28 protein-coding genes are annotated in these 25,465 nt (G+C 70.9%); 3 read left to right on the forward strand and 25 right to left on the reverse strand.

Translation table 11 applies throughout. From position 1 onward, the window contains the following. Positions 1-171: 171 nt before the first annotated feature. The 12 genes from CSR00_RS20595 to CSR00_RS20650 form a co-directional block, all read right to left on the reverse strand. Positions 172-780 (reverse strand): TetR/AcrR family transcriptional regulator, encoded by a 609-nt coding sequence (locus CSR00_RS20595; RefSeq protein ID WP_099024286.1) that lies wholly within the window; start codon positions 778-780, stop codon positions 172-174. Beyond that, positions 777-1,661: an oxygenase MpaB family protein gene (locus CSR00_RS20600; RefSeq protein WP_099024287.1), complete on the reverse strand. Its 885-nt coding sequence runs from the start codon at positions 1,659-1,661 to the stop codon at positions 777-779. The genes CSR00_RS20595 and CSR00_RS20600 overlap by 4 nt, the downstream gene beginning before the upstream one ends. A gap of 82 nt (positions 1,662-1,743) precedes the next feature. Beyond that, entirely contained in the window at positions 1,744-3,840 is a 2,097-nt protein-coding gene (locus CSR00_RS20605) for a heavy metal translocating P-type ATPase (RefSeq protein WP_099024288.1), read from the reverse strand. Between the two features lie 63 nt (positions 3,841-3,903). Continuing rightward, positions 3,904-4,152 (reverse strand): hypothetical protein, encoded by a 249-nt coding sequence (locus CSR00_RS20610; RefSeq protein ID WP_407662491.1) that lies wholly within the window; start codon positions 4,150-4,152, stop codon positions 3,904-3,906. Beyond that, positions 4,149-4,841: a transport-regulating membrane protein Mce1N gene (locus CSR00_RS31650; protein ID WP_328514746.1), complete on the reverse strand. Its 693-nt coding sequence runs from the start codon at positions 4,839-4,841 to the stop codon at positions 4,149-4,151. Before CSR00_RS31650 ends, CSR00_RS20610 begins: the two co-directional genes overlap by 4 nt. Further along, a complete protein-coding gene (locus CSR00_RS20620; protein ID WP_099024289.1) occupies positions 4,834-5,301 on the reverse strand; it encodes a hypothetical protein in 468 nt (155 codons plus the stop codon). Before CSR00_RS20620 ends, CSR00_RS31650 begins: the two co-directional genes overlap by 8 nt. 69 nt (positions 5,302-5,370) lie before the next feature. Next, complete coding sequence (locus CSR00_RS20625) at positions 5,371-5,799, reverse strand: hypothetical protein (protein ID WP_099024290.1); 429 nt, start codon at positions 5,797-5,799, stop codon at positions 5,371-5,373. After that, entirely contained in the window at positions 5,796-6,776 is a 981-nt protein-coding gene (hemB, locus tag CSR00_RS20630) for a porphobilinogen synthase (protein ID WP_099024291.1), read from the reverse strand. The genes CSR00_RS20625 and hemB overlap by 4 nt, the downstream gene beginning before the upstream one ends. Positions 6,777-6,794: 18 nt before the next feature. Beyond that, the gene (locus tag CSR00_RS20635; protein WP_099024292.1) at positions 6,795-8,471 is read right to left on the reverse strand and encodes a bifunctional uroporphyrinogen-III C-methyltransferase/uroporphyrinogen-III synthase; all 1,677 of its coding nucleotides are present in this window, start codon (positions 8,469-8,471) and stop codon (positions 6,795-6,797) included. Between the two features lie 15 nt (positions 8,472-8,486). Further along, the gene (gene hemC, locus CSR00_RS20640; protein ID WP_099024293.1) at positions 8,487-9,419 is read right to left on the reverse strand and encodes a hydroxymethylbilane synthase; all 933 of its coding nucleotides are present in this window, start codon (positions 9,417-9,419) and stop codon (positions 8,487-8,489) included. Positions 9,420-9,451: 32 nt separating this feature from the next. Continuing rightward, positions 9,452-10,822: a glutamyl-tRNA reductase gene (locus CSR00_RS20645; protein WP_099024294.1), complete on the reverse strand. Its 1,371-nt coding sequence runs from the start codon at positions 10,820-10,822 to the stop codon at positions 9,452-9,454. A 124-nt stretch (positions 10,823-10,946) separates the two neighbouring features. Beyond that, the gene (locus CSR00_RS20650) at positions 10,947-11,207 is read right to left on the reverse strand and encodes a glutaredoxin family protein (protein WP_099024295.1); all 261 of its coding nucleotides are present in this window, start codon (positions 11,205-11,207) and stop codon (positions 10,947-10,949) included. 101 nt (positions 11,208-11,308) lie between these two features. Between CSR00_RS20650 and CSR00_RS20655 the strand changes: the two genes are divergently transcribed. Beyond that, positions 11,309-12,235, forward strand: coding sequence for an HAD family hydrolase (locus CSR00_RS20655; RefSeq protein ID WP_099024296.1), 927 nt, complete (start codon positions 11,309-11,311; stop codon positions 12,233-12,235). A 112-nt stretch (positions 12,236-12,347) separates the two neighbouring features. Further along, positions 12,348-12,848, forward strand: a complete 501-nt coding sequence (locus CSR00_RS20660; protein WP_099024297.1) for an FAS1-like dehydratase domain-containing protein — start codon at positions 12,348-12,350, stop codon at positions 12,846-12,848. A gap of 20 nt (positions 12,849-12,868) precedes the next feature. On the opposite strand, the gene CSR00_RS20665 is transcribed toward CSR00_RS20660, so the two are convergent. The 9 genes from CSR00_RS20665 to CSR00_RS20705 form a co-directional block, all read right to left on the reverse strand. Next, the gene (locus CSR00_RS20665; RefSeq protein WP_099024298.1) at positions 12,869-13,936 is read right to left on the reverse strand and encodes a lysophospholipid acyltransferase family protein; all 1,068 of its coding nucleotides are present in this window, start codon (positions 13,934-13,936) and stop codon (positions 12,869-12,871) included. 36 nt (positions 13,937-13,972) lie between these two features. Continuing rightward, complete coding sequence (locus CSR00_RS20670) at positions 13,973-15,094, reverse strand: SDR family oxidoreductase (RefSeq protein WP_099024299.1); 1,122 nt, start codon at positions 15,092-15,094, stop codon at positions 13,973-13,975. 109 nt (positions 15,095-15,203) lie between these two features. Then, positions 15,204-15,305 (reverse strand): 30S ribosomal protein bS22, encoded by a 102-nt coding sequence (locus CSR00_RS20675; RefSeq protein ID WP_003402602.1) that lies wholly within the window; start codon positions 15,303-15,305, stop codon positions 15,204-15,206. A 195-nt stretch (positions 15,306-15,500) separates the two neighbouring features. Continuing rightward, positions 15,501-15,770, reverse strand: a complete 270-nt coding sequence (locus CSR00_RS20680) for a helix-turn-helix domain-containing protein (RefSeq protein WP_099024300.1) — start codon at positions 15,768-15,770, stop codon at positions 15,501-15,503. Positions 15,771-15,909: 139 nt separating this feature from the next. Beyond that, on the reverse strand, positions 15,910-16,785 hold the full coding sequence (gene proC / locus CSR00_RS20685) for a pyrroline-5-carboxylate reductase (RefSeq protein ID WP_099024301.1): 876 nt from the start codon (positions 16,783-16,785) through the stop codon (positions 15,910-15,912). A gap of 94 nt (positions 16,786-16,879) precedes the next feature. Further along, positions 16,880-17,740 carry a thioesterase family protein gene (locus CSR00_RS20690; protein ID WP_099024313.1) on the reverse strand — a complete coding sequence of 287 codons (861 nt, stop codon included), beginning with the start codon at positions 17,738-17,740 and terminating at the stop codon, positions 16,880-16,882. 105 nt (positions 17,741-17,845) lie between these two features. Continuing rightward, positions 17,846-18,691 (reverse strand): sugar phosphate isomerase/epimerase family protein, encoded by an 846-nt coding sequence (locus CSR00_RS20695; protein ID WP_099024302.1) that lies wholly within the window; start codon positions 18,689-18,691, stop codon positions 17,846-17,848. A 15-nt stretch (positions 18,692-18,706) separates the two neighbouring features. Next, positions 18,707-19,912, reverse strand: coding sequence for an Rv0497 family membrane protein (locus tag CSR00_RS20700; protein ID WP_099024303.1), 1,206 nt, complete (start codon positions 19,910-19,912; stop codon positions 18,707-18,709). Then, positions 19,909-20,940: a Ppx/GppA family phosphatase gene (locus tag CSR00_RS20705; RefSeq protein ID WP_176562168.1), complete on the reverse strand. Its 1,032-nt coding sequence runs from the start codon at positions 20,938-20,940 to the stop codon at positions 19,909-19,911. Before CSR00_RS20705 ends, CSR00_RS20700 begins: the two co-directional genes overlap by 4 nt. Positions 20,941-21,098: 158 nt before the next feature. Here CSR00_RS20705 and CSR00_RS20710 point away from each other — a divergent pair, with 158 nt between their 5' ends. After that, positions 21,099-21,845, forward strand: coding sequence for a DUF3109 family protein (locus tag CSR00_RS20710; RefSeq protein ID WP_099024304.1), 747 nt, complete (start codon positions 21,099-21,101; stop codon positions 21,843-21,845). Positions 21,846-21,923: 78 nt separating this feature from the next. On the opposite strand, the gene regX is transcribed toward CSR00_RS20710, so the two are convergent. The 4 genes from regX to CSR00_RS20730 form a co-directional block, all read right to left on the reverse strand. Then, a complete protein-coding gene (regX, locus tag CSR00_RS20715) occupies positions 21,924-22,610 on the reverse strand; it encodes a two-component sensory transduction protein RegX (protein ID WP_099024305.1) in 687 nt (228 codons plus the stop codon). After that, positions 22,607-23,842 (reverse strand): sensor histidine kinase, encoded by a 1,236-nt coding sequence (locus tag CSR00_RS20720; RefSeq protein ID WP_099024306.1) that lies wholly within the window; start codon positions 23,840-23,842, stop codon positions 22,607-22,609. The genes regX and CSR00_RS20720 overlap by 4 nt, the downstream gene beginning before the upstream one ends. Before the next feature lie 147 nt (positions 23,843-23,989). After that, complete coding sequence (locus CSR00_RS20725) at positions 23,990-24,736, reverse strand: phosphoglyceromutase (protein WP_099024307.1); 747 nt, start codon at positions 24,734-24,736, stop codon at positions 23,990-23,992. A 66-nt stretch (positions 24,737-24,802) separates the two neighbouring features. Further along, positions 24,803-25,318 carry a type III secretion system chaperone family protein gene (locus CSR00_RS20730; protein ID WP_407662492.1) on the reverse strand — a complete coding sequence of 172 codons (516 nt, stop codon included), beginning with the start codon at positions 25,316-25,318 and terminating at the stop codon, positions 24,803-24,805. Positions 25,319-25,465: the final 147 nt, after the last annotated feature.

Genomic DNA, 25,465 nt, shown 5'->3' on the forward strand with positions numbered 1-25,465 from the left:
ATCGCCCACCACCATACCCCCAGGGGGTAACTGACATCCACGGGTCTGCGCCGGCTGGGATGAAGTTCTCCGAGGGGATGCTGCGCGAAGCCGCGCCTAGGCAGACACGGCGCGCGAGCGCCTAGGCAGACACGGCGCGCGAGCGCCTATACGGCCACGGGCCGGGAGCGCCTAGACAGCCACGGCACGCAGGGCGGCGGGCAGGCTCGGCAGGAAGTGGCGCACCGCGAACGCGCGGATGTCCTCGGCACTCTCCAGCGGCTGCAGGCCGGGCAGCAGCAGCGCCATCAGCGCGTAGCGCAGAATCGTGTCGGCGAGTTCGGCGACCGCCGGGGCCCCGACCTTCCCGGCGAACCCCGGCGGGAAGATGACGTGCAGTGCGGTGACGATGCGGGCGACCGCCGCCGCATAGTGCTCGCGTGCGAGTTCCAGTGCCAGCTCGGGTTCGTCGGTGATCATCCGGTTGAGCACCCGGTGCCCACGGAACTTGACGATCGCCAGGGTGAAGGCCTCCACGTAGAGGTCGGTGGCCGGCCCCACACCCTTGAGTTCCTCGGCGATGTCGGTGCACAGCACGGCGTTCTCGCGGTCGATGACGGCCGCCACGAGCTCGTCGCGGCCGGCGAAGCGCCGGTAGATGGTGGTGCGGCTGACCTTGGCCCGCCGGGCGACCTCATCGAGGGCGACGCGGCGGAACCCGCGCCGGGAGAACTCGACGACGGCGGCGTCGAGGATGGCGGTGGTGGCCGCGTCCGGATCTGCGGCCGGGTGCTCCGCTATGGCCGCACCCCTTCGCGCCGGAACCCTGCAAGCGCAATACCGTTGTAGCGCAACGACATCGGCAGGCTATTCCAGACCCAGTTGACCGGCGCCGAGCGCCAGAACGCGGCGAAGCGCCGGTAGCGGCGCTCCTGCCGGTCGGTCCAGGGCAGGTGCAGCATCGCCCGGGCCTGCGGCGGGAGCCCCCCGGTGGTCAGGAAGGCCGCCAGCGGGTTGAACAACGGGGCGACCAGTTTCCACAGCAGCGGGGAGACACCCTTGGGCCTCGGGAAGCCCTTGGTGACGTAACCGACGCTGTAGGTGGCGCTGGGGTGGGCGGTGACGACGTCGTCGAGCATGTGCTGCCAGTACTTCTCGAAGTCGGCATAGGTCTGCGGCATCGGGCGGTCGCTGACGCCGTAGCGGCGGTACCAGGTCTTCGACTCGGCGTACATCTGTTCCTTCTCGGCGTCGGTGAGCCGTTTGACGAACGTGTCGGCGAAGTAGAAGACCTGGTCCAGGAACGTGGCGTGCGCCCAGAAATAGGTGTCGGGATCCAGGGCGTGGTACCGGCGGGGGGTACCCGCGGCGTATTCGGCGGGCAGCTCGCCCTTGATGTCGTGGTGGAAGTCGCGCACCTGCGGGCCGGCGTTGTTGTCGGGCGAGCCGTAGACGGTGCGGAAGATCGGCGGCAGCGAGCGCTTGATGCGGGCCGCGGTGTCGGCGAAGAACACCGAGTGGTCGTAGACGCCCTGGCCCAGGTCGGCCAGCGTCAGCTGCAGCACGCCGGGCCGCGGGCCGATCAGGAACATCCGGTTGTCCCCGAAATAACGCCAGATCAGCGAGTGCCCGTCCAGCGGTGCGGCATCCGACTGCGGTTCTACCTGCGCCAACTCCGTCATGCGGAACAGTGTTACAAATTTTGCACTCTGTACCAAGCGGCCGTGACCGGGATCACCCGCGACGAGCCTTGTGCCGCCGGGCCTACCGGAAACGCCGCAACCGCAGGCTGTTGGCGACCACCAGCACCGACGACATCGCCATCGCGGCCCCGGCGATCATCGGGTTCAGCAGCCCGAAGGCCGCCAGCGGGATCGCTGCGGTGTTGTAGGCGAACGCCCAGAACAGGTTCTGTTTGATCACCCGTAGCGTGCGCGCCGAGAGCCGCAGTGCGGTCGGGACGGCACGCAGGTCACCGCGCACCAGGGTGACGTCCCCGGCCTCGATGGCGGCGTCGGATCCGGTACCCATGGACATCCCGATGTCGGCGGTGGCCAGGGCCACCGAATCGTTGACCCCGTCGCCGACCATCGCCACGCGCCGGCCCTCGTCCTGCAGCCGGCGCACCACATCGGCCTTGCCGGTGGGCAGCACGCCGGCGATCACCTGGTCCGTGCCGATCCCGACCTCACCGGCCACCCGCCGCGCGACCGCGGGGGTGTCGCCGGTGAGCAGCACCGGTGTCAGACCCATCGACGACAGGTCGGCGATGGCCGCGGCGCTCGTGGACTTGACCTGGTCGGAGAGCCGCAGCACACCACGCACCGCCCCGCCCCACACCACCTCGACGCCGGTGAACGGGGCGCCGGAGCCGGCGTGGGATTCGCGGGTGACCCGCACCGGGGTCCCGTCGACGACCCCGGAGACGCCCACCCCGGGTTCGTTGGTGAAGTCGGCCACGCCGGCCAGCGCCAGACCGCGCTGCCGGGCGGCGGCGACGATCGCCGCGGCGACCGGGTGCTCGGAACCGGCTTCCACGGCGGCCGCGCGGGCCAGCACCACATCGGCGTCCTCGCCGGGCTCGGCGAGGACATCCGAGACCGACATCGCGCCGGTGGTCACCGTCCCGGTCTTGTCGAACACGACGGTGTCGATGCCCGTGACGGTCTCCAGCACCTGCGGATCCTTGATGAGAACACCGAGTTGGGCGCCGCGGCCGGTACCGACCAGGATGGCCGTCGGGGTGGCCAGGCCCAGCGCGCAGGGGCAGGCGATGATCAGCACCGCGACCGCGGCGGTGAACGCGGCCGACACCGACCCGCCGAACAGCAGCCAGCCCGCCAGCGTCAACACGGCCACCGTCAGCACCGCGGGGACGAACACCGCCGAGACCCGGTCGGCGAGGCGCTGGATCGACGCCTTGCCGTTCTGCGCCTCGGCGACCATGGCACCCATCCGCGCCAGCTGGGTGTCTGCGCCGACCCTGGTCGCCCGCACCACGACGCGGCCGTAGGTGTTCAGCGCGCCCCCGAGCACCGCGTCGTCGGGACCCACGTCCACCGGCACGGACTCGCCGGTCATGGCCGAGGTGTCCAGCGCCGACGCGCCGTCGACGACGACGCCGTCGGTGGCCACCCGCTCGCCCGGCCGGACCACGAACTCGTCGCCGACCGCCAACTCGCCGACCGGGACACGCACCTCGGCTCCGTCGCGCAGGACGGCGGCGTCCTTGGCGCCCAGCGACAACAGCGCCCGCAGCGCCGCTCCCGCCGAGCGTTTCGCCCGCGCCTCCGCGTAGCGGCCGGCCAGCAGGAAGACCGTGACCGCGGCGGCCACCTCGAAGTAGACATGCCCACCGGACCCGGACGCCACGGCCACGATCGACCAGCCGAAGGCGGCCAGGGTGCCCAACGACACCAGGGTGTCCATCGTCGACGCGCCGTGGCGCGCGTTGCGCAGCGCGGCGACGTGGAACGGCGATCCGCCCCAGGCCACGATCGGCGCGGTCAGCGCCAGCACCAGCCACTGCCAGCCGGGGAACTGCCAGGCCGGGATCATCGACAGCGCCACCACGGGAACCGCGAGCAGCGCCGAGCCGATCAGCCGGGGACGCAGCGCGTCGCGCGGGACCTCCCCGTCGCCCTCACCGGGCTCGAGCAGCGGTGACGCGTGGTAGCCCACCGATTCGACGGCGTCGAGAAGGTCCTGGGTCGAGGTGCGGTCGTCGTGTTCGACGTGGGCACGCTCCACCGCGAAGTTGACCGTGGCACGCACGCCCTCGAGCCGATTCAGGCCACGTTCCACCCGGGTGGCGCAGGACGCGCAGGTCATCCCGTCCAGACGCAGATCGGTCATCGTCATGCCGGCCAATATACCCCCATGGGGTATAGACGGGAAGGGCTTCCCCGGACCCTTTCGGCTCCGTCAGCGCCGAGGAGTCTCGCGGCGCCACCGCGCCACGGCCACCACCGCGACCACTGCGGCCACCGTCACCAGCAGCAGCGTCAACAGCAGCAGCGGCGGATCCCACACCAGCGATGTGGTCGGCGGCTGCCCGTCCACCACCGGGGCGACCTCGACGGCAGAGACCACGCGCAGCCCGGCCAGCACCGCGGCCACCGCCACCATCAGGGCCGCGGCCAACTCGACCGCGGCCCGCCGTCCGGGGGTCACGCCGTGTCGTCCGGGGTGTCGTCCCGGGTGCTGTTCTGGGGGCCGGAGCCCTGCCCCACCAGCGGGGTCAGCGCCTCCCGCAACGCGCGATCGCGCCGGGCCCAGGCCTGGGCGGTGCGTCCGCCGGACAGCCGCAACCCGATCCCGGTGCGCCCGCGCGGCACCCCGGTCAGCTCGCCCAGCGCCCGGGCCGACTGCCACTTCGGTGCGCCCCCGGTGTCGGTCGGCACATCGGCGGGGGCGGCGGGGGCCCCGGCCTGCCCGTCGGACTCCCCGGTGTCCGCCTGCGCGTCCAGACCGGCCTTCTTCATCGCCCGGTCGGCCAGCGCGTTGCTGCGCTTGAGCACCCGGTTGTCGTAGTAGCTGCGGATTCCCTCGGGCGCGGGCGGGTAGATCTTGACGATGTCCGCGACGGGCGTCTTCTCCGTGCCCTGCCGCAACGTCTCGGCGGTCAGTTCCACCGACGTGTGGATACGGGCGGCCTTGACCTGCAATGCGACGAACCCCGAGACCAGCACCAGAAACGCCGCGGGCACCACCCACTGCACGCCCACGCCGCTGCTGACCTGGATGAGGATCATCGCCAGCGCCGCCGCCGGGCCGGACAGCAGCCAGTACCAGCTGGCGCCGTTCTCGGCGTAGAGCACCTCGGGCGCGGCACCCGTCGGGGTGGTGTCGGGCTCAGCCATCGGTACCCGGTTCGAGCTCGCCGGCCTGTTCGTCGAACCACTGCGACGCGGCCGGACGCACCAGCGCCAGCGCCCCGCCCAGGATCGGCACCAGCGCCACCACCGCCAGCAGGTGGGTGCCGACGAAGAGCGCCAACACCACGACCAGCACCACGACGAGCACCGACAACGCCAGGGTGGCCCGCCGGAAACGGGGGTCACCGGAGCGCGTGCGCACCGCCAGGAAGGCCAGCCCGCCCGCGGCCAGCACGCACAACACGCCGGCGCCGCGGTAGAGCGTCAGGCGGTCCCGGATGGTCTGGTCATCGACCGTGTCCTCCGCCATCCGGCGCACCGTGTCGAAATCCAGCATCGCCGAGAGCAGCCCACCCACGGCGAGTACCGCCGCACCGATCACCAACAGCCAGAACGCCACCGAGACGGATCGGGGCCGGGGGGAGGTCGAAGCGGGTGGGGTCATATCCGGGCCAGCCTAACGGTCGGCGCGCCCGCCGCGGGCGCGGGTGACGAACTGGAGCCCACCGGACGCTCACCGGGTGAAATACGCGGTGGCGTCCTTGAGGTGCAGCAGCACGATCCCGCCCACGATCAGCACCGCACCGACGATGCCGGTGGCCGCGTAGATCAGCGCGGTCACCGGGGGACGCTCGACCCGGAACAGGTCGGTGCCCACCGACACGATCGCGGCCACCCCGCCGGCGGTCAGCACCGTGCGGGCCCAGCGGTAGCCACCCCGCAGCAGCATCAGGAACGTCGCCACGACGACCGCGAGGACGACGACGAACACCCCGGAGAGCACGCGCAGGATCGGGGCCATGGGCTCCGGCGGCGCGATGACCGCGTCGACGACATAGCCCGCGACCAGCAGCACCAGCGCCACCACCCACAGCCAGAACCCGGTGACCACGTCGGCGGGCCGGTCCGGCCGCGGCGACGTGGGCTCGACCGGCGCCGTCACGCGATCCAGCCGGCGGCCTGCGCCGCCCAGTAGGTCAGCACGATGTCGGCTCCGGCGCGGCGGATCGACGTCAGCGTCTCCAGGGCGGCCGCGGGGCCGTCGATCCAGCCGTTGGCCGCCGCGGCGCTGATCATCGCGTACTCCCCCGAGACCTGGTAGGCGGCCACCGGCACCGAGGCCACGTCCGCGGCCGCGCGCACCACGTCCAGATAGGCCATCGCCGGCTTGACCATCACCATGTCGGCGCCCTCGTCGATGTCCAGGGCGATCTCGCGTACCGCCTCCCGGGCGTTGCCGGCGTCCTGCTGATAGGTCCGCCGGTCGCCCTGCAGGCTGGAGCCCACCGCCTCGCGGAACGGGCCGTAGAAGGCCGAGGCGAACTTGGCAGCGTAGGCCAGGATCGCCACGTCGGCGAACCCCGCGGCGTCCAGTCCGTCGCGGATGGCGGCGACCTGACCATCCATCATGCCGCTGGGCCCCACCACGTGGGCTCCCGACTCTGCTTGTGCCACTGCGAGTTTGACGTACTGCGCGTTGGTCTGGTCATTGTCGACCCGGCCGTGCTCGTCGAGCACCCCGCAGTGGCCGTGCTCGGTGAACTCGTCGAGGCAGGTGTCGGCCATCAGCACCGTGGCGTCACCGAGGTCGGCCGCCAGGTCCCGAAGTGCGACGTTGAGGATCCCCTCGGGATCCAGCCCGACCGAGCCGCAGTCGTCCTTGTCCTCCTCGCGGGGCACACCGAAGAGCATCAACCCGCCGACCCCGGCGGAGACGGCCTCGGCGGCGGCCCGGCGCAGCGAGTCACGGGTGTGCTGCAGCACCCCCGGCAGCGACGAGATGGGCCGCGGTTCGCCGATACCGTCGGCGACGAACATCGGCAGCACCAGATGCCTTGGTGCAAGCGTTGTCTCGGCAACCAACCGGCGCATCGCCGGGGTCGAACGCAGCCGACGCGGACGGTGCCTGGGGAAAGTCACGTCGTCAAGTATGCCCGGCTACCGGCGGCGGCTCTTCTTGCGCGGCGGCGGCAGGGCACCCTCGGCGCGCAGCCGGGCGGCGTGCTCGGCCAGGGCCTCGACCAGCGGGCCGACCGCGGCGGTGTCGGGCTGCACGTCCACCCGCAGACCGAACTCGGCGGCGGTCTCGGCGGTCTTGGGCCCGATGCAGGCCACGATGGTGCGCGCGTGCGGCTTCCCGGCGATCCCCACCAGGTTGCGCACCGTCGAGCTGGAGGTGAAGCACACCGCGTCGAACCCGCCGGTCTTGATCATCTCGCGGGTGTGCGCGGGCGGCGGCGCGGCGCGCACGGTCCGGTACGCGGTGACGTCCTCGATCTCCCAGCCCCGTTCCCGCAGCCCCTCGGCCAGCGTCTCGGTGGCGATATCCGCCCGCGGCAGCAGCACCCGGTTGACCGGATCGAAAACGTCGTCATAGGGCGGGAACTCGTCGAGCAGCCCGAGCGAGGACTGCTCCCCGGACGGGACCAGCTCGGGGCTGATACCGAAGGCGCGCACCCGGTCGGCGGTGGCCTCCCCGACGCAGGCGATCTTCACCCCGGAGAAGGCGCGCGCATCCAGCCCGAACTCGCCGAACTTCTCCCACACGGCGCGGACGGCGTTGGTGGAGGTGAACACCACCCACTGGTAGCGGCCGTCCACCAGACCCTTGACGGCCCGCTCCATCTGAGCGGGGCTGCGCGGGGGCTCCACGGCGATGGTGGGCACCTCGATCGGCAGCGCCCCGTGGCCGACCAGCCGCTCGCTCATCTCACCGGCCTGGTCCTTGGTGCGCGGCACCAGCACGGTCCAGCCGTACAGGGCGCGGCTCTCCCACCAGTTCAGCTTGGCCCGGTGCGACACCGTCTTGCCGATGGTGACCACGAGCGACCCGGTCAGCGGGCCGGCCGGGTCGTTGCCGCCGATCGCGGCACGGTCGGTCAGCCCGCCCAGCGTGGTCTCCACGCTGCGCTGCGCGCAGGTGGTGCCCTGGGCGGTCACCACGCACGAGGTGGACTCCGAGAGCCCGAACTCGACCAGCGTGCGCGCGGCGTCGGCGAGGTGCTGGGGGGTGGCGTGCAGGATCAGCGGGCCGGGCGCGGCGGCCAGCGCGGCCCAGTCGACCTCGGGGGCGCGCACGTCGGCGACGGTGTGTGCCGACCCCAACGGCAACCCGGCGTAGGTCGGGACCGCGGTGGTCGCGGGCAGGCCGGGCACGATCTCGAACACCAGCTGGGTGCGGGCCACGGCGTTGACCTCGGCCAGCACCGCGTCCAGCGACAGCGGGTCGCCGGCGACGAGGCGGACCACGTCGCAGCCCTGCTTGGCCTCGGCGACCAGCAGCTTGGCCACCTCGGCAGGCTCGCCCAGCGCCGGGCGGATGTCGGGGCCGACGGACACCACCGGCGGCGCGGTGGCGTCGGCGGCGGGCGTGTTGTCGCCGGCGTCCGCGTCCTGCTTGGGCGCCGGGGCCGGCCCGGACGCCGGGGGCAGTTCCGAACCGACGACCGCGAGCACCGGCTCGGGCACGTCGGGGTCGGTGAACACCAGCGAGGCGTGGGCCAACACCGCTTTCGCCCGGGCGGTCAGCAGGCCCGGGTCACCCGGGCCCGAGCCCACGAACGTGATGCGTCCCGGCTTAGCCTTGCGGCCTCGCCCACCAGCCTGGCCAGTCATCTATGACTCCTGCTCTCATCGCGTGTCGGTGGCCGATATGAGCTCGCGCGCACCCAGCTCGAACAACTCCGCGGCCACCGAGAGCCCCAGCTCTGCGGCCTGCCCGGGAGTCCCGACGCCGGACGCGCGGATCACGTCGGATCCGTCCACCGCCGCCACGCAGCTGCGCAGCGACAGCTCGTCGAAGACGCGGCCGTCCTCATCGATCGACTCGACCACCTCGGCGATCGCGCCCACCGGTGCGGTACAACCCGCCTCCAGCTCGGCCAGCAGGGCTCGCTCCGCGGTGACCGCGGCCCGGGTGTCGGCGTCGTCGAGCTGCGCCAACAGTTCCACCAGGTCGCTCTCACCGGCACGGCACTCGATCGCCAACGCCCCCTGCGCCGGGGCCGGCAACATCTGCACCGGCTCCAGCGTCTCGGTGACGGCGTCGAGGCGTCCGATCCGGGCCAATCCCGCCCGGGCCACCACGACGGCGTCGAGATCGCCGCTGCTTACCCTGTTCAACCTGGTATCTAGGTTGCCTCGTAGGGGGCGGATTTCCAAACCGAGACCCAGTGCTCTAAGCTGTGCCGCCCGCCGCGGGCTGGAGGTGCCCACCACCGAGCCGGCCGGCAACTCGCCGAGCACCAGCCCGTCGCGGGCGACCAGCGCATCGCGCGCGTCGGCGCGCACCGGCACCGCGGCGATCGCGAAGCGGGCGTCGGGGGCGGTGGGCAGGTCTTTGTAGCTGTGCACCGCGACGTCGACCCGGTTGTCGTCGATGGCTTCGCGCAGCGCGGCGGTGAACACACCGATGCCGATCTCGGCCACCGGGGCCGCCGAGCGGTCCCCCTCGGTGCTGATGATCACCAGCTCGGCGGCGTGGCCGTGGGCGATCAGGGCGTCCCGCACGGTTCCGGCCTGGGTCTTGGCCAGCAGGCTGCCGCGGGTGCCGATCCGGATCACGTCTGTCTTCGGGGTCGGGGGCGCCAAATGGGCTACTCGGGCTGCTCGGCGGCGCGGTCGGGCTGTGCGTCGATCATCGGCAGCTCGCCGGCGGTGGCGACGGCGTCCACCGCGTGGGGGTCGAGTTCGAACAGCTCGCGCAGCGCCTCGGCGTAGCTGTCGCCGCCCGGCGCGCTGGCCAGCTGCTTGACCCGCACGGTCGGGGCGTGCAGCAGCTTGTCGACCACCCGCCGAACCGTCCTGGCCACCTCGTCGCGCTGGGTGAGGTCCAGGCCCGGCAACCGGTTCTCCAGCCGCAGCAGCTCGGACTCCACGACGTCGGCGGCGCGTTGACGCAGCGCGGTGACGGTGGGCGTGACCTCGGCCATCCGCTGCCCGGCCAGGTAGGTGGCCACCTCGGTGGCCACGATCTGGCGGGCCGCCTCGGCGTCGGTGGCCGCCGCCCGGGCCGACGGTTCACGCTGGATGCGCTCCATGTCGACCACCCAGACGCCGGGCAGACCGGAGACGGCGGGGTCGACGTCACGCGGCATGCCCAGGTCGCAGACGATCAGCGGGCGTTCCTCCTCGCCGATGACCGTGCGCTGGGCCAGGGCGTGGTGCATGTCGGCCAGCGACACCACGGGCCGCACCGCACCGGTGCTGCTGACGACGACGTCGGCCGCGGTCAGCGCGCGCGGCAGATCGTCGAGGCCCAGCGCGTGGGCGGTGACGCCCTGCCCGGTCAGGTTCTCGGCCAGCCGCTGGGCACGGGGCAGGGACCGGTTGACGACGTAGACGGTGTCGATCCCGGCGCGGACCAGGTGCGCGGCGGTCAGCGCGCCCATGGAGCCGGCGCCGATGACCGCGGCCGAGCGTCCCGCCAGGCCCTCCAGGCGGGTGCCCGCCATGGTCAGCGCCACCGAGACCACCGAGGCCCCGGCCGCGTCGATGCCGGTCTCGCTGTGCACCCGCTTGCCCACCGACAGCGCCCGCTGCGACAGTTCGTGCAGGGTGCGCCCGACGGTGCGGTTGGCCTCGGCGGAGGCATAGGCGCGGCGCACCTGGCCCAGCACCTGCTGTTCGCCGATGACCAGCGAGTCCAGCCCGGAGGCCACCGAGAACAGATGCTCGACGGCGGCCTCGGCGTAGCGGACGTAGGCGAATTTGGTCAGGTCGCCCATCGACATGCCCGAGTGGTCGGAGAGCACCTGGCCGATCGCCGAGAGCCCGGCGTGGAAGGCCTCGACCACCGCGTACACCTCGACGCGGTTGCAGGTCGACAGCACCATGGCCTCGGTGACCAGCGGCGACTGCAAGAGTTCGTCGACGATCTTGGCCTGGTCGGCCTCGTCGGTGGACAGCTGCTCCAGCACGGACACCGGCGCGCTGCGATGCGAAACCCCGAACAGCAGCACGCTCACGGCTTGTTCACCTGGCCTGCTCCCTTGCGTTCACGGGTGAGGGTTTGGACTCTCAACGTTAGTCGTTTGTCAGCTGGGCTACCAAATTGCGGTGCGGATTCAGTTATCGATTTCAGTTATCGATCTAGTGGGCGGCCAGATCCGCCCGCAGCCGCGGCTCGTCGATCTCCCAGTAGCTGTGCTCCACACCGTCGAGCAGCACCACCGGCAGCCGGTCGCCGAACTCCGCGCGCAGCGCGCTCTGCCCGGCGCGGGCGGCCTCGTCGACGTCGGTGGTGTGCAGGTCGAAATCGAGTTCGGTGGCCAGTTCGGCCAGCCGGGCGCGCGCGGTCAGACAGATTCCGCAGCCCTGTCGTGTCAGCAATGTCACCTGTGCCCGGCTCACCCGGATGAGTGTGGCACTTGACTAGTGTTGGTCGCGAACGGACCCGGATCCCTCGCCGCGGGTGAGTCTTCGGGCCGACAGGATTCAGCAGGAGGGGTTGGATGGCGGGGCCGGAACCCGATCAGGTCCAGATGCCTGCAGGTGAGGCGAGCGCGGAGCGCGCGCTGGAGGACCTGGCCGAGACTGACTCGGGGGCGGATGCTGGAGCCGATTCTGGGGGTGCCTCGGGGACCGAACCGGAATCCGGCGCCGCTCCTCCGCCGGCCGACCTGACCGCCGCGGCGTTCTTCGACGTCGACAACACGCTGGTGCAGGGTTCCTCGCTGGTCCATTTCGCCCGCGGCCTGGCCGCGCGCAAGTTCTTCACCTACCGCGATGTGCTCGGCTTCATCTACGCGCAGGCCAAGTTCCAGCTCACCGGCCGGGAGAACAGCGACGACGTCGCCGAGGGGCGGCAGAAGGCGCTGGCGTTCATCGAGGGCCGTTCCACCGCCGAGCTGGTGGCCGTCGGCGAGGAGATCTACGACGAGATCATCGCCGACAAGATCTGGCCGGGCACCCGCGCGCTGGCCCAGATGCACCTCGACGCCGGCCAGCAGGTCTGGCTGGTGACGGCGACGCCCTACGAGCTGGCCGCCACCATCGCCCGCCGGCTGGGCCTGACCGGGGCGCTGGGCACGGTGGCCGAGTCGGTGGACGGGGTGTTCACTGGGAGGCTGGTCGGCGAGATCCTGCACGGCGCCGGCAAGGCGCACGCGGTGCGGGCGCTGGCCATCCGGGAGGGCCTGAACCTGCGCCGGTGCACCGCCTATTCGGACAGTTACAACGACGTTCCGATGCTGACCCTGGTCGGCACCGCCGTGGCCATCAACCCCGACGCCGACCTGCGCGATGTCGCACGGGAGCGGGGGTGGGAGATCCGCGATTTCCGCACCGCGCGCAAGGCCGCCCGCATCGGTGTGCCCTCGGCGCTGGCACTGGGCGCGGCCGGAGGGGCGCTGGCCGCCATCGCGTCTCGACGCCGCTGACCCAGCGTCTCGACGCCGCTGACCCAGCGTCTCGGCGCCGCTGAGTCGGGCACCGTCACCGCTGTTGGTAGGCTCCGCCGCAGCTACCACTGCAAAGGACCCACCACCAGTCATGGCCATTGCCGAAGACATCATCGGGACCCACTACCGGTACCACGACCACTTCAAGGTCGGTCGCGAGAAGATCCGCGAGTTCGCCAAGGCGCTCAAGGACGACAATCCGGTGCACTACGACGAGAAGGTGGCCGCCGAGGCCGGCTATTCGTCACTGCCGGCCACCCTGACGTTCATCGCCGTCGCCGGCCGCCGCGTCCAGCTGGAGATGTTCAAACGCTTCGACGTGGGCATCAACCTGGCCCGCGTCATCCACCGGGACCAGAAACTGCAGTTCCACCGGCCCATCGTCGCCGGTGACGAGCTGTACTTCGACAGCTACCTGGACTCGGTGCTGCAGTCGCACGGGACCATCATCTCCGAGCTGCGCAGCGAGGTGACCGATGCCGAGGGCAAGCCGGTGCTGACCTCGGTGGTGACCATGATCGGCGAGGCGATCAGCGACGAGCACACCGATGCGCAGGTCGCGGCGATCGCGTCGAGGATCGCCGGGCCCTAGCCGAGCCCTGTACGCGGGGCTCAGCCGAAGAACATGTTCCGCCGGCCGGCCAGCATCTGGTAGAGCGTCTGCTGGATGGTCTCGCGGACCTGGTCGGTCAGCTCGAAGGTGACCATCGGGTCGTCGGCGGCGCCCTCGCCGTAGTCCGAGGTGGAAATCGGGGTGCCGAACCGGATGTGCCACTTCGACGGCAGCGGGATCAACCCGGCGGGCCCGGCCAGCGGGAACAACGGCGTCACCGGGAAGTACGGCAGCCCGAGCACCCGTGCGAGCAGCTTCACGTCGGCCAGCATCGGGTAGATCTCCTCGGAGCCCACGATCGAGCAGGGCACGATCGGGGCCCCGCTGTGCAGCGCCGCCGAGACGAATCCGCCGCGGCCGAACCGCTGCAGCTTGTAGCGGTCCGAGAACTTCTTGCCCAGCCCCTTGTAGCCCTCGGGGAACACCGCGGTCAGCTCGCCGTTGGCCAGCAGCCGGTGCGCGTCGGCCGTGCACGCCATGGTGTGGCCGGCCTTGCGCGCCGCCTGCCCCATCACCGGCATGTCGAACACCATGTCGGCGGCCAGCAGCCGCAGGTCTCGATGCGCCGCGTGGTGGTCGTGCACCGCCACCGAGAGCATCAGCCCGTCGAACGGCAGCACACCCGCGTGGTTGGCCACCACCAGCGCCGCGCCGCTCTCCGGCAAGTTCTCGATGCCGCTGACCTCCACCCGGAACCACGAGTTGAAGAAGAACCTCAGCAAAGGGAGGAAGACGGCGTTGTTGAGGTGGGGATCGAAGCCGAACTCGTCGACGACGTAGTCGCCGGCCAGTCGCTTTCGGACGAACTCGGCGACCGCGGCGATCTTCACGGCCAGTTCGGTGGGCGGCTCCTCGCCCGCCGCCGACGAACCGAACGCGCCGCGGTGGGTGTCCATCTCCCGAACGACCGCCGCGATCTGCTCGGGCGAGGCTCCGCCGTCGGGCTCCGACATCAGCGAGGGATGGCGCCGCGCGGCCTCGGCGCGCTGGCCGGCCCGTCGAGCCGCCGCCGCACGGCTTGTATTCCCGTGCAGCGGAATCACTTTCGCTTTCGAATCACCCACCAGAACGACTGCCTCTCCCCCGACCGATTGATTGCGTGCCTAACTTCCCCAACGCTGCGCCACAGCGACCGCGCGCCCTTCCATTGAGCGTACCCAGCCCGGGTCGACGATCGGGGTCAAACCGCGTCCCCGCACGTAGTCGTCGAACGCCTCCATGGTTGTCCACTTGGGCTGGTAGCCGAGCTCTTTGCGCATCCTGGTGGTGTCCATCACCCGGCCGTAGCTAAGGTAGTCGAGCTTGTCCCGGGTGATGTCCGATCCGCGGGCGTTCCACGCCAGCGAATTGACCAGCCGAACCCCCGCCGTGGGCAGCGGCAACGCGATCCGGCCCGACCGGCGCACCGCCTGCGACATCATGATGATGCCGTCGGCGCCGATGTTGAACGGCCCGGCCCGACCGGCCATGGTCGCGTGTTCCAGGGCCCCCAACGCGTCCTGTTCGTGCAGCAGCTGCAGCCTGGCGTCGCGCCCGAACACCGTCGGGACCACCGGCCCGGCCAGGTACCGCGACAGGGCGGTGTCCATCGCCGGTCCGATCATGTTGGCCAGCCGCAGGATCGTCACGGCGATGTCGGGCCGGCGCCGGCCCAGTCCACGCGCGTAGCTCTCGATGTCGATGCTGTCGCGGGCGAAGCCGTCGCGCGGCGGACGCCGGCTGCTGCTGTCCTCGGTGAACATCACCTGGTCGAACGGATCGGATCCGTAGACCTCGGAGGTGGACTTCAGGACCACCCGTTGCACCGTGGGCGCCTTCTGACAGGCCGCGAACAGCTGCATGGCCCCCATCACGTTGAGTTCCTTCAACGTCGCACGGCCACCCGAGCGGGGGGCATAGGAGGCGGCCGCCGCATGCACCACGGTGTCGACGTCGCCGTTGCGGATCACCTTGGCGATGAACGGATTGCGGATGTCGGCGCGCACGAACTCGGCGCGCCCCATCCGCCGCAGCATGTCCTTGCTGGGCGCCACGGCGTCCACCGCGATGACCCGCTCGATGTCGGCATTGGCGGCCAGCCGGGCCGTCAGGAAGCCACCGAGGAACCGGCAGGCTCCCGTGATCAGAACGACCTTGGGGGCACTCGCGGCCGGCTTCGGCGGGGCTTTCGATCCGTTCGCGCCGTGCTCGGGTCCCTTGGCATCACCGTTGCGGCCGGACTCCATCTGGCCAGGCTACCGGGCCGAAAAACGGCAGGCATGTCCGCCTTGTAACCGGCAGGAAACGCTCAGCGGAGGCCCCCGGCGCCGCCGGGGCGGCGCGGGGGACGGACCGCTACTTGCCCAGTTTTCTGCGCTGCACCCGGGTCCGGCGAAGCAGCTTGCGATGCTTCTTCTTCGACATCCGCTTACGACGCTTCTTGATGACTGAACCCATGAACTCCGCTTACTACCGATGCGCACCGATGGTGCGTCTCTGACACGACTGAACCCGGCCACCTTACCGAAGAGGTGGCCGTACCCCGAAAACGGCTGCCGGGACGGGCCCGAGAACCAACCTCGATGACAGGTGCTCGCACCCCCGCCAGGGCACGGCCGGCACCGCCGGCCCTGCCATCGCGGCGAGCGACCCTCAACCGGCGTCGAAGTAGGAGGTCTCCAGCAGATCGTGGACCGCTTTGGCATGCACTCGGAAGGAGCGCCCCACCCGCACGGCGGGCAGCTCCCCGTTGTGGACAAGCCGGTAGACCGTCATCTTGCTTACCCGCATCAATCCCGCGACCTCGGCGACCGTCAGGAACTGCGTCTTGGCGGCCGGTTGGCCCTCAGACGCACCCGACGCGGCGGCATCCCGTTTGCCGCCAGAGGAATCACGCGCTGATGGCCCGTTCATAGACGTCATCGCAACCCAATCAATCAGGCACGGCCAGTTCCAGCGGCTTCCCCTCCGCTGGCACGAACACGTGCATACAACGAGGAGGATAGCGGTGCAGTTGGGGTTACTGCGACGGGTGTGGGGTAATCCGTGAAAATTTCCTGAATTACTCTGATGTGATTCCTAGCTGTTCAGAGCGTGTTTTTGCCGCGGCGACGGCCTCGGCGACCGCCGCTCGCAAACCACCCTGCTCGAGCCGGCGCAGCCCCGCCGCGGTGGTCCCGCCCGGGGACGTCACCGTCGCTCTCAGCTGGGCCGGGGTGGTATCCACACCGGCGCCCACACCGCTGTCGGCGGCCGAGCGCCGGGTCTCGTCGAGGCTTTCCAGCAACATCGCCGCCGACCCCGCCATGGTCTGGGCGGCCAGGTCGGTGGCCACCGCCCGCGAGAGCCCCGCGTCCACCGCGGCGTCGACGAGTGCCTCCACCATCAGGAAGAAATACGCCGGCCCCGACCCGGACACCGCGGTCACCGCGTCGAGCTGGGCCTCGGTCACCGTCAGGGTTCCGCCGACGCATTCGAACAGCGTGCCCACCTCGCGCAGCTGTTCGGGCGAGACGAACCGCCCGGTGGCCAGCGCGCTGACACCGGCACCGACCAGCGCCGGGGCGTTGGGCATGGCCCGCACCACCGGCGAGCCGGCCGGCAGCTTGGACTCGAAGAACGCGGTGGTCACCCCGGCGGCCACACTGACGAACACCTGCTCGACGCTGTTGGCGTCGGCCTGGGCCGCGGTCTCGGCCAGATCGGAGACCACCGCCTCCACGTCGGCCGGTTTGACCGCGACGATGACGTATTTGGCGTGCTCGGCCGCCTCGGTCGCCGAGGTGACCAGTACCGAGTACTTCTCGGCGAGATACTTGGCGCGCTCGGGCATGCGCTCCGAGACCACCAGGTCCTTGACCTGGCGCCCGGCCCGCAACAGGCCCGCCAACAACGCCTCGCCCATACTGCCGCCACCGATGATCGCGATTCTGGCCATGGGCTACAGACCCTAGCGTTCCCGGCGGGGGGTGACGCGGGTGGTCACCCGGGTGTTCCCCCAGATGTTCCGCCTGATGTTCACGGCCTGATGTTCACGGTGCGGGCACCAGCGCGAGCTGCCGGGTCTGCACGACGATCCGGCCCGCGGAATCGACCACCGTGTGGTCCTCGTCGAACCAGTCCTGGCCGATCTGTGCGCCGCTGCACACCACACGCAGCCAGCCGTCGGCGGGCGCCCCCCGCAGATACGCGGTGAGCTGCACCGTCGGGGCCCACCCGGTGCGGCCGACGGCGAAGGTGATCGGGGTGGAGATGTCACCGCAGGTCAGCGCGAACAACGCATCGGGCGCCTCGCCGCGCGGGCGCACCCAGATCCTCGTGATCGGCGCGGCTCCCTGCGTCGGGTGCAGCACGCCGGTCAGGTCGGGCCGGATGTCGGCACCGGCGGCGAGGTGGTTGATCTCGGCCAGCGGGTGCCCGGGCCCGATGGGCGCCAGTTCCGGGGGCGGTTCGGGACTCATCAGGGACACCGCCGGGTTGACGGCCAGCAGCGGCGGCACGTCGTGCTCGGGTACGCCGAGGGTGACCGTCGCGCGGACCGCGGTGCGTTCCCCCTGGCGCAGCTCGACGTCGATGACACCGATCCGTCGCCCCCGCTTGCGCACGGTGGTGGCCAGCTCGACGGCGCCCGGGTCCGGGGCCCACAGGAAGTTCGCCGACACCGCCACCGGCTCCAGCGCCGCGGTGTCCCCCGAGCCCCCCGCGCTGCCCTCGCACCAGGCCAGCTGCGCCGCCTTGGCGCATAGCGAGACCATGACCCCGCCGTGGATCTTCGGGCCGATGGTCCAGTGCAGATTCAGCTCACCGGCGTAGACCGGCCCCACCGGGGAGTGCCCCGGAGACGACTGCCCCGGAGACGGCCCGGAGGAGGGCGTGACCGGATGCAGGGTCATGGCGTGGGAGAACGAGGTGGAGACGGCGGGCGGCAACGGCACAGTCCTCAGGGTCGAGAGCGGGGTCGGGACGGGGGGCAGCTCGATCGGGGTCAGCGATCGGGGTCAGCGCATCAGGTGGGTGCGGGCGAATTCCAGCGACTCGAGGAGCAGCTCCTCGCGCTCGGTCACCGACCGGGCCCCCGAGGTGGTGACCTCCAGGACCACGTGGCCCGCGAAATCGCCCGCGGCCAGGGCCTGACACACCTCGACGGTGGGCTGGGTGCCGCGGCCGGGCACCAGGTGCTCGTCGGTGGAGGCGCCGTTGCCGTCGCACAGGTGCAGATGCACCAGGCCCTCGCCCATCCGCTGCATCATGTCGACCGCGTCGGTGCCGGCGGTGGCGGTGTGCGACAGGTCCAGCGTGTAGTGCGCGTGGTTGCCGTCCAGCGGGTCGTAGGACGGCGCGAACGCCGAGATGCCGACGCCGGGGCCGCCCCCACGCTTTCGCATCCGCTCGATGGACGTCTGGCCCGATCCGAAGAAGCGGTCCGCGCGGAAGGGGAACATGTTCTCCACGGCGACCTTGACGTCGCTGTCGGTCTCCAGCTGGGCCACCTGGTCGCTGAAGCCCTCGGCGTAGCGACGCTGCCAGCGGAACGGCGGGTGCACGACGACGGTCTGGGCGCCGAGCTGTTCGGCCGCGCGCACACTGCGCTCCAGCTTGGCGATCGGGTTGGGGCCCCACACCCGCTGGCTGATCAGCAGACAGGGAGCGTGCACCGACAGCACGGGCACCCCGTAGCGGCGCGACAGCCGCTCCACGGCGTCGATGTCCTGGCTGACCGTCTCGGCCCAGACCATCAGCTCCACACCGTCGTAGCCCAGCCTGGCGGCGTACTCGAAGGCCGCCTCGGTACGAAGGGGGTACACCGAGGCGGTGGACAGACCGACCTTGATCGCGGGGCGCACCGACAGCCGGCCGTGCTAGCTCGCCTGCATGAGGGCAAGTGGGCCGAAGGTGACGAGCAGACCCACGCCGACGGCGATCAGCGTGCTGGTGATGTCCTCGGTCTTGCGCACCACCCACACCCCGGCCACCAGCCCCAGCGTCACCAGGATCGCCAGCACCATCGCGACGATGCTGTTCCATTTCCACAGCTGGTCGAAGGCCACGAACAGGCCGGCGCCGAACACCACGGCGACGATCGACTGCAGCACCACCGCCCCGCCGCGCAGCACCGCACGCCCGCGGCCGGGCGCGGTTTCCTCCGCCTCGGCGGTCTCGCGGTCCTGGACCGCGATGGCCACCGTCCGCTCCTCGTCGGCGCCGGCACCGCCGAATACGTCGTCCGGCGCCTTCTGCCCGCGGGCCAGGTCGTCATCGGCGGCCTCGCCGCCGAACAGCGGCCCGCTGGTGGTGTCCAGATAGGCCCGCAGGTAGGACACCTCGCCGGCCATGTCGGTGTCGAGTCCGCCCGCGGTGTCGGTGGTGTCGGCCTCCTCGACCAGCCCCGACAGCTCGTCGTCGAGCCCGGTCTCGCCGGCCCCCTCCAGGTCGACGAGGGGATCCGGGCTCATCAGCTCGGCGCCCTCGACCGGGTCGGGCTCGGTGCGGGTGTCCGAGCGGCCGAACCGCAGCCGGCCCCGGTGCGGGGCGGTCCGTTCGGCGGCCCGGGGCCGCGGATAGCTGCTGCGCAGCGGCGACACATCCCGGCCGCGCCGCGGCATCGGCTGTTCGGACAGTTCCGGAGGAACGTGACGCTCGGGTTCCCGGTCGGCCCGCTCGGGTGCCTGCTCCTCGCTGGGGGTTTCGGCGCTCTCCGGCGCCTCTAGGGTCGCTTCCCCGGTTTCTTCGCCGGCCGTTTCCGGGGCCGATTCCCCGGTTTCTTCCCGGGCCGCTTCCGCAGTCTCTTCGGCTGCTTGGGCCGCCTCCGGGGCGACCTCCTCAGCTGCCGGCGCTTCCGGGGCTGATTCCGGGGTTGCCTGCGCGGCGGACTCCGGCGGTTCGTCGTCGGGCCGAACGACGGGGATCTCCCCGGTCAGTTCGGCCACGGTCACCGCGTCGCTGTTGCCGCGCCGGCGCCTGCGGCGCCCGCCCACCGGCGGCGCACCGATGGTGCCGTTCTTGGCCAGCAGCTCGGCGACCGAGATCGGCCGGGTGCTCGTCTGGCTTTCGTCTGGTCCAGTCATCGTCCGTTGCCTCTCGACCGGGCTGTCTGCCGATCATCGCCGGATCCATCGCCCAATCGGGTTCCAGCATCCCCCACCAGAGTCTCCACCAACGCCGTTCCGTCGGCTTCACTGTCGAGTTTGCGCAGAATCAGGCCTTCGCGCAGCGCCCACGGGCAGATGTCCACGGTCTCGATCGACAACGCTCGCATACTCGCCTCGGCCACCAGCGCGCCCGCCACGATCTGCGGGGCGCGTTCGGCGCTCACTCCTTCCAGTTCAGCACGGTCGGCAGCGGTCATCCTAGAGATGAACGCTATGAGCTGTCTGAGACCGTTGGCGGTCAGGGTCCGCTTGACCCGTGGTCCGGCCCCCGACGGGGCGGCCCCGGTCAGCCGCGCCAGCGAGCGGAACGTCTTGGACGTCGCCACCGCCAGGTCGGGGCTTCCCGCCGTGAGCACCGTCTGCTTGGCCTCGGCCATCTCGGTGTCCAGCCAGTCCCGCAGCATCGCCACCCGCCGCCGGCCCGGTGGGTCGTCGGGCAGCCACTCTCGGGTCAGCCGACCGGCGCCCAGCGGCAGCGACAACGCCACCTCCGGTTCCTCGTCGACACCGTTGGACAGCTCCAGCGAGCCGCCGCCGATGTCGATGTTGATGATGCGCCCCGCGCTCCACCCGTACCAGCGGCGCACCGCCAGGAACGTCAGCCGCGATTCGTCGACCCCGGAGAGCACCTGCAGGGCCACGCCGGTCTCGGCGAGCACCCGCGCCAGGACGTCGTCGGAGTTGGTCGCGTCACGCACCGCGGAGGTGGCGAAGGCCATCAGCTCCACACAGCCCGAGCTCGCGGCGATCTTGGCGAACTCGTCGACCGTGGCGATCAGTTTGTCGGCGCCCTTGCGGGTCAGCTTCCCGGAACGGTCGATCGACTCGGCCAGACGCAGGGCGGCCTTCGTCGAACTCATCGGGGTGGGGTGCCCGCCCCGCCGGGCGTCCACCACCAACAGGTGAACGGTATTGCTGCCCACGTCCAGCACGCCCAATCGCACACTGCCAACCTATCGGGCCGGTGCGGACCGGAGAAAGCAGGACTGACCTGGCGGCGCCGTTCCCGGGTTCGGGCCGGGATCCGGGCGGGATCCCGGAGCAATCGTCTACCGTTGACCCCGTGACAGGTTGGTCCACCGAGCACCCCGGCGAGGTCGAAATGGACTTCGCCCGTGAGTGGGTCGAGTTCTACGATCCCGACAACGCCGAACACCTCATCGCCGCCGACCTGACCTGGTTGTTGTCGCGATGGACCTGTGTGTTCGGCACCCCGGCCTGCCAGGGCACGGTCGCCGACCGGCCCGACGACGGGTGCTGCTCACACGGGGCGTTCCTGGCCGACGACGACGACCGGGCCCGGCTGGACGACGCCGTCACGCAACTGACCGACGACGACTGGCAGTTCCGCGACAAGGGCCTGGGCCGCAAGGGGTACCTGGAGATGGACTCCTACGAGGACAAGCCCAACCTGCGGACCCGAAAGTACAAGGGCGCCTGCATCTTCTTGAACCGGCCCGGATTCAAGGCCGGAGTCGGCTGCGCGCTGCACACCAAGGCGCTCAATCTCGGCGTCGAGCCGCTGACGATGAAACCCGACGTCTGCTGGCAGTTGCCGATCCGGCGCAGCCAGGAGTGGGTGACCCGGCCCGACGGCGTGGAGATCCTCAGGACCACCATCACCGAGTACGACCGGCGCGGGTGGGGCTCCGGCGGCGAGGACCTGCACTGGTACTGCACCGGCGATCCCGCCGCCCACGTGGGGGCCCGGCCGGTCTACGAGTCCTACGGCCCCGAGCTGACCGAGCTGCTGGGCGAGAAGGCCTACGCCGAGCTGGCCGGGATGTGCAAACGGCGCGCCGGACTGGGCCTGATCGCCGTGCACCCGGCGACCCGGCTGGCCGAGTAGCCGGCTTCAGCCCAACCGGGCGTCCCGCCCTGGGCCCAACGGGGCGTCCCGCCCTGGGCCCGACGGGGCGTCCCGCCCTCAACCCTCCAGCTTGTAGCCCAGCCCCCGCACCGTCACCAGGTGCACGGGGTTGGCCGGGTCCGACTCGATCTTGGACCGCAACCGCTTGACGTGGACGTCCAGCGTCTTGGTGTCCCCGACGTAGTCGGCCCCCCAGACCCGGTCGATCAGCTGGCCGCGGGTCAGCACCCGGCCGCTGTTGCGCATCAGGTACTCCAGCAGATCGAACTCCTTGAGCGGCAACGTGATCGGCTCACCGTTCACGCTGACCACGTGGCGTTCGACGTCCATCCGCACCGGGCCGGCCTCCAGCACCCCGTCGGCCAGCGCGGCCTCGTCGACCTCGCCGCCGCGGCGCAGCACCGCGCGGATCCGGGCGATCAGCTCACGCGCCGAGTACGGCTTGGTCACGTAGTCGTCGGCGCCCAGTTCCAGCCCGACCACCTTGTCGATCTCGCTGTCGCGCGCGGTCACCATGATGACCGGCACGCTCGAGCGGGACCGCAGCTGCTTGCACACGTCGGTGCCCGACATGCCGGGCAGCATCAGGTCCAGGAGCACAATGTCGGCACCGGTTCGGTCGAATTCCGCCAACGCACTGGGGCCGTCGGCCACCACGGTGGCCTCGAACCCCTCCTTGCGCAGCAGGAATGCCAGGGGATCGGCGAGCGACTCCTCGTCCTCCACGATCAGCACACTGGTCATCGGCGTAGCAGTTCCTCTCCGTACTCGTTCACTGCCGGGCGTCGGCCGTGTTCGGCTTCGGGCCCGGGCGGTGGGGCGGGGCGGTCGTCGGGATAGGCGGGAATGGACACGGTGAACGTCGAACCGGTGCCGGGCTGGCTCCACAACCGGATCGATCCGTTGTGGTTGGCCGCGACGTGCTTGACGATCGCCAGCCCCAGCCCGGTGCCGCCGGTGGCGCGCGACCGGGCCTGGTCGACCCGGAAGAAGCGTTCGAACACCCGCTTCTGATCGGAGGGGGCGATGCCGATACCGCGGTCGGTGACCGCGATCTCCACGTTGGGTCCCCGCCGGCGGCGGCTGATCGAGACCACCGAACCGCGCGGCGAGTAGGCGATGGCGTTGTCGATCAGATTGGCCAGCGCGGTGACGAGCAGCGTCTGGTCGCCAAGCACCCGGAACCCGCTCGGCGCATCGGTGGTCACCTCGATGTTGGCGTTGTCGGCGGCCACCTTGTAACGCGAGATCGCTTCGGAGACAACGGTGTCGACGTCGACCGGGGACAGGTCCGGCAGCGGCTCGGCACCCTGCAGCCGGGACAGCTCGATGAGCTCGCCGACCATCCGGGCCAGCCGGTTGGACTCCTCGAGCACCTTGGCGCCGAACCGGCGCACGGTCTCGGGGTCGTCGGCGGACTCCAGCAGCGCCTCGGCCAGCACCCCCATCGCTCCCACCGGGGTCTTGAGCTCGTGGCTGACGTTGGCCACGAAATCGCGGCGGGTGGCCTCCATCCGGGCCTGCTCGGACTGATCGTCGACGTAGAACACCGCGAAGCGGCGGTCCTCCTCGGTCAGCAGCCGGACCCGGCCGCGCACCGCCAGCCCCGAGCGCGCCGCGGAATTGCGCCGCGGCTGGCTCAGATCGATCTCGGTGTCCTCGCCGGTGGCCAGCGTGCGCTGGGCGGCCGCCCACGCGCGTTCGTCGAGCAGCCGGCCGTGCACGAGCCCGAGCTCGGCGGCCCGGTCGTTGACGAACACCACATCGCGGTAGATGTCAACGACCACGACACCGACCGGGGCCTGAGCCACGATGTGGGCCAGCATCTGCGAGACGGTGATACCGGCCTCGGCCCTCGTCGCCCGGGCCCGCCGTTCGGCGAGCCACGGCGCCGCCGCCAAGCCGACCGCGACTCCCCCGGCCAATGCCAGCAGGGCCACGATCCCGGCGAGCAGCACCGCCGACATCACACTCACGCGAAAATCGTACGCATCGAGTGAACGACATCCCAGCAGCGTGCGGCCGAATCGGTACAAGTCACAGACTCACGGGAAGGTGTTCGAACTCCGTTCACGTGAGTTCACCCGATGTTGGTGCAGAGTTGGGTGACCGCGGCCGGCCGGCTACTTGGCTCCCTGGCTGGCGACGGCGGCCGCACCGGCGGCCGCGGCCTCCGGATCCAGGTAGGTGCCGCCGGGCACCTTCGGGGTGAGGTTCTCGTCGAGGTCGTAGCGCAGCGGGATCCCGGTGGGGATGTTCAGCCCCACCACCTCGTCGTCGCTCATCCCGTCGAGGTATTTCACCAGCGCACGCAGCGAGTTGCCGTGCGCGGCGATCAGCACGGTCTTGCCGGCCTTGAGGTCGGGCACGATGGTGCCCTCGAAGAACGGCACGAACCGGGCCACCACGTCGGCCAGGCACTCGGTCAGCGGACCGCCGTCGATGTCGGCATAGCGCGGGTCGGCGTCCTGGCTGAACTCGCTGCCCCGCTCGATCGGCGGCGGCGGGGTGTCGTAGCTGCGCCGCCACGCCATGAACTGCTCCTCGCCGTACTTGGCCTTGGTCTCGGCCTTGTCCAGGCCCTGCAGCGCCCCGTAGTGCCGCTCGTTGAGGCGCCAGTTGCGGGTCACCGGGATCCAGAGCCGGTCGGCGGCGTCGAGGGCCAGGTGCGCGGTGGTGATCGCGCGGCGCAGCAGCGAGGTGTAGAGCACGTCGGGCAGCAGGTCCATCTCGGCCATCAGCTCGCCGCCGCGGATGGCTTCGGCCCGGCCTTTGTCGGTCAGGTCGACGTCCACCCAACCGGTGAACAGGTTCAGCGCATTCCATTCGCTCTCGCCGTGACGGAGCAGAATCAGCGTGGAGTCAGCCATGTCAGGCATCATCTCACGCCCGGGCCCGATGCCGCCCGGCCAAGCGGCCGTCGACGAGCTGCGGTGTCAGGCCGGATCCGGCGGGCCGGCCCGGTCGCCGGACTCCTCGTCGATGAGGTGCTCGAAGGCGCGCAGGTTCTTCAGCGACTCCCCACGCGAGACGCGCCAGTCCCATTCCTTCTGGATCGAGGATTTGAAGCCCAGTTCCAACAACGTGTTGAAATCCGAGTCCACCGCCTCCAGCACCTGCCCCAGCACCCGGTCGATCTCGTCGGCGGTCACCGACTCCAGGGCCATCCGGCCGACCAGATAGATGTCGCCGACGTTGTCCAGGGTGTAGGCGACGCCGTAGATCCTGCGGTTGCGCTTGAGCAGGAACCGGTAGACGCCCTCGAAGTTCTCGTCGGGCTTGCGGCACACGAACGCCTCGACCCGCACCGAGTGCTCGCCGACGCTGAGCATGGTGTTGGTTGTGAGCTTGCGCTCCCCGGGCAGTTCGACGATGAACCCGGGCAGGCCGCCGTGGGCGCCCTCGTGCCAGCTGTAGGGCAACTCACGGTCGTCGAGGGCCTCACGGATGATCTTCGTGACGGTCGCGGCGGCGGTCACTAGGGCACCATGCTCTCTGCGAATGCTCTCGGAGTGTTCGTTGAAGGGACTCGGCGGGGACCGAGGTGACGGCCAGGTGCGGTCGCTCGTAGAGGGCCTGCATGACACCGCCGCCCTCGG

The organism is Mycolicibacterium palauense (assembly GCF_002592005.1).
GTDB lineage: Bacteria > Actinomycetota > Actinomycetes > Mycobacteriales > Mycobacteriaceae > Mycobacterium > Mycobacterium palauense.

Bases quoted from the DNA above. Each gene is read 5' to 3' on its own strand.
- CSR00_RS20600 (WP_099024287.1), bottom strand. From the start codon at position 1,661: ATGACGGAGTTGGCGCAGGTAGAACCGCAGTCGGATGCCGCACCGCTG.
- CSR00_RS20605 (WP_099024288.1), bottom strand. From the start codon at position 3,840: ATGACGATGACCGATCTGCGTCTGGACGGGATGACCTGCGCGTCCTGC.
- CSR00_RS31650 (WP_328514746.1), bottom strand. From the start codon at position 4,841: ATGGCTGAGCCCGACACCACCCCGACGGGTGCCGCGCCCGAGGTGCTC.
- CSR00_RS20620 (WP_099024289.1), bottom strand. From the start codon at position 5,301: ATGACCCCACCCGCTTCGACCTCCCCCCGGCCCCGATCCGTCTCGGTG.
- CSR00_RS20635 (WP_099024292.1), bottom strand. From the start codon at position 8,471: ATGACTGGCCAGGCTGGTGGGCGAGGCCGCAAGGCTAAGCCGGGACGC.
- CSR00_RS20655 (WP_099024296.1), top strand. From the start codon at position 11,309: ATGGCGGGGCCGGAACCCGATCAGGTCCAGATGCCTGCAGGTGAGGCG.
- CSR00_RS20660 (WP_099024297.1), top strand. From the start codon at position 12,348: ATGGCCATTGCCGAAGACATCATCGGGACCCACTACCGGTACCACGAC.
- CSR00_RS20670 (WP_099024299.1), bottom strand. From the start codon at position 15,094: ATGGAGTCCGGCCGCAACGGTGATGCCAAGGGACCCGAGCACGGCGCG.
- CSR00_RS20675 (WP_003402602.1), bottom strand. From the start codon at position 15,305: ATGGGTTCAGTCATCAAGAAGCGTCGTAAGCGGATGTCGAAGAAGAAG.
- CSR00_RS20680 (WP_099024300.1), bottom strand. From the start codon at position 15,770: ATGACGTCTATGAACGGGCCATCAGCGCGTGATTCCTCTGGCGGCAAA.
- proC (WP_099024301.1), bottom strand. From the start codon at position 16,785: ATGGCCAGAATCGCGATCATCGGTGGCGGCAGTATGGGCGAGGCGTTG.
- CSR00_RS20690 (WP_099024313.1), bottom strand. From the start codon at position 17,740: ATGACCCTGCATCCGGTCACGCCCTCCTCCGGGCCGTCTCCGGGGCAG.
- CSR00_RS20700 (WP_099024303.1), bottom strand. From the start codon at position 19,912: ATGACTGGACCAGACGAAAGCCAGACGAGCACCCGGCCGATCTCGGTC.
- CSR00_RS20710 (WP_099024304.1), top strand. From the start codon at position 21,099: ATGGACTTCGCCCGTGAGTGGGTCGAGTTCTACGATCCCGACAACGCC.
- regX (WP_099024305.1), bottom strand. From the start codon at position 22,610: ATGACCAGTGTGCTGATCGTGGAGGACGAGGAGTCGCTCGCCGATCCC.
- CSR00_RS20725 (WP_099024307.1), bottom strand. From the start codon at position 24,736: ATGGCTGACTCCACGCTGATTCTGCTCCGTCACGGCGAGAGCGAATGG.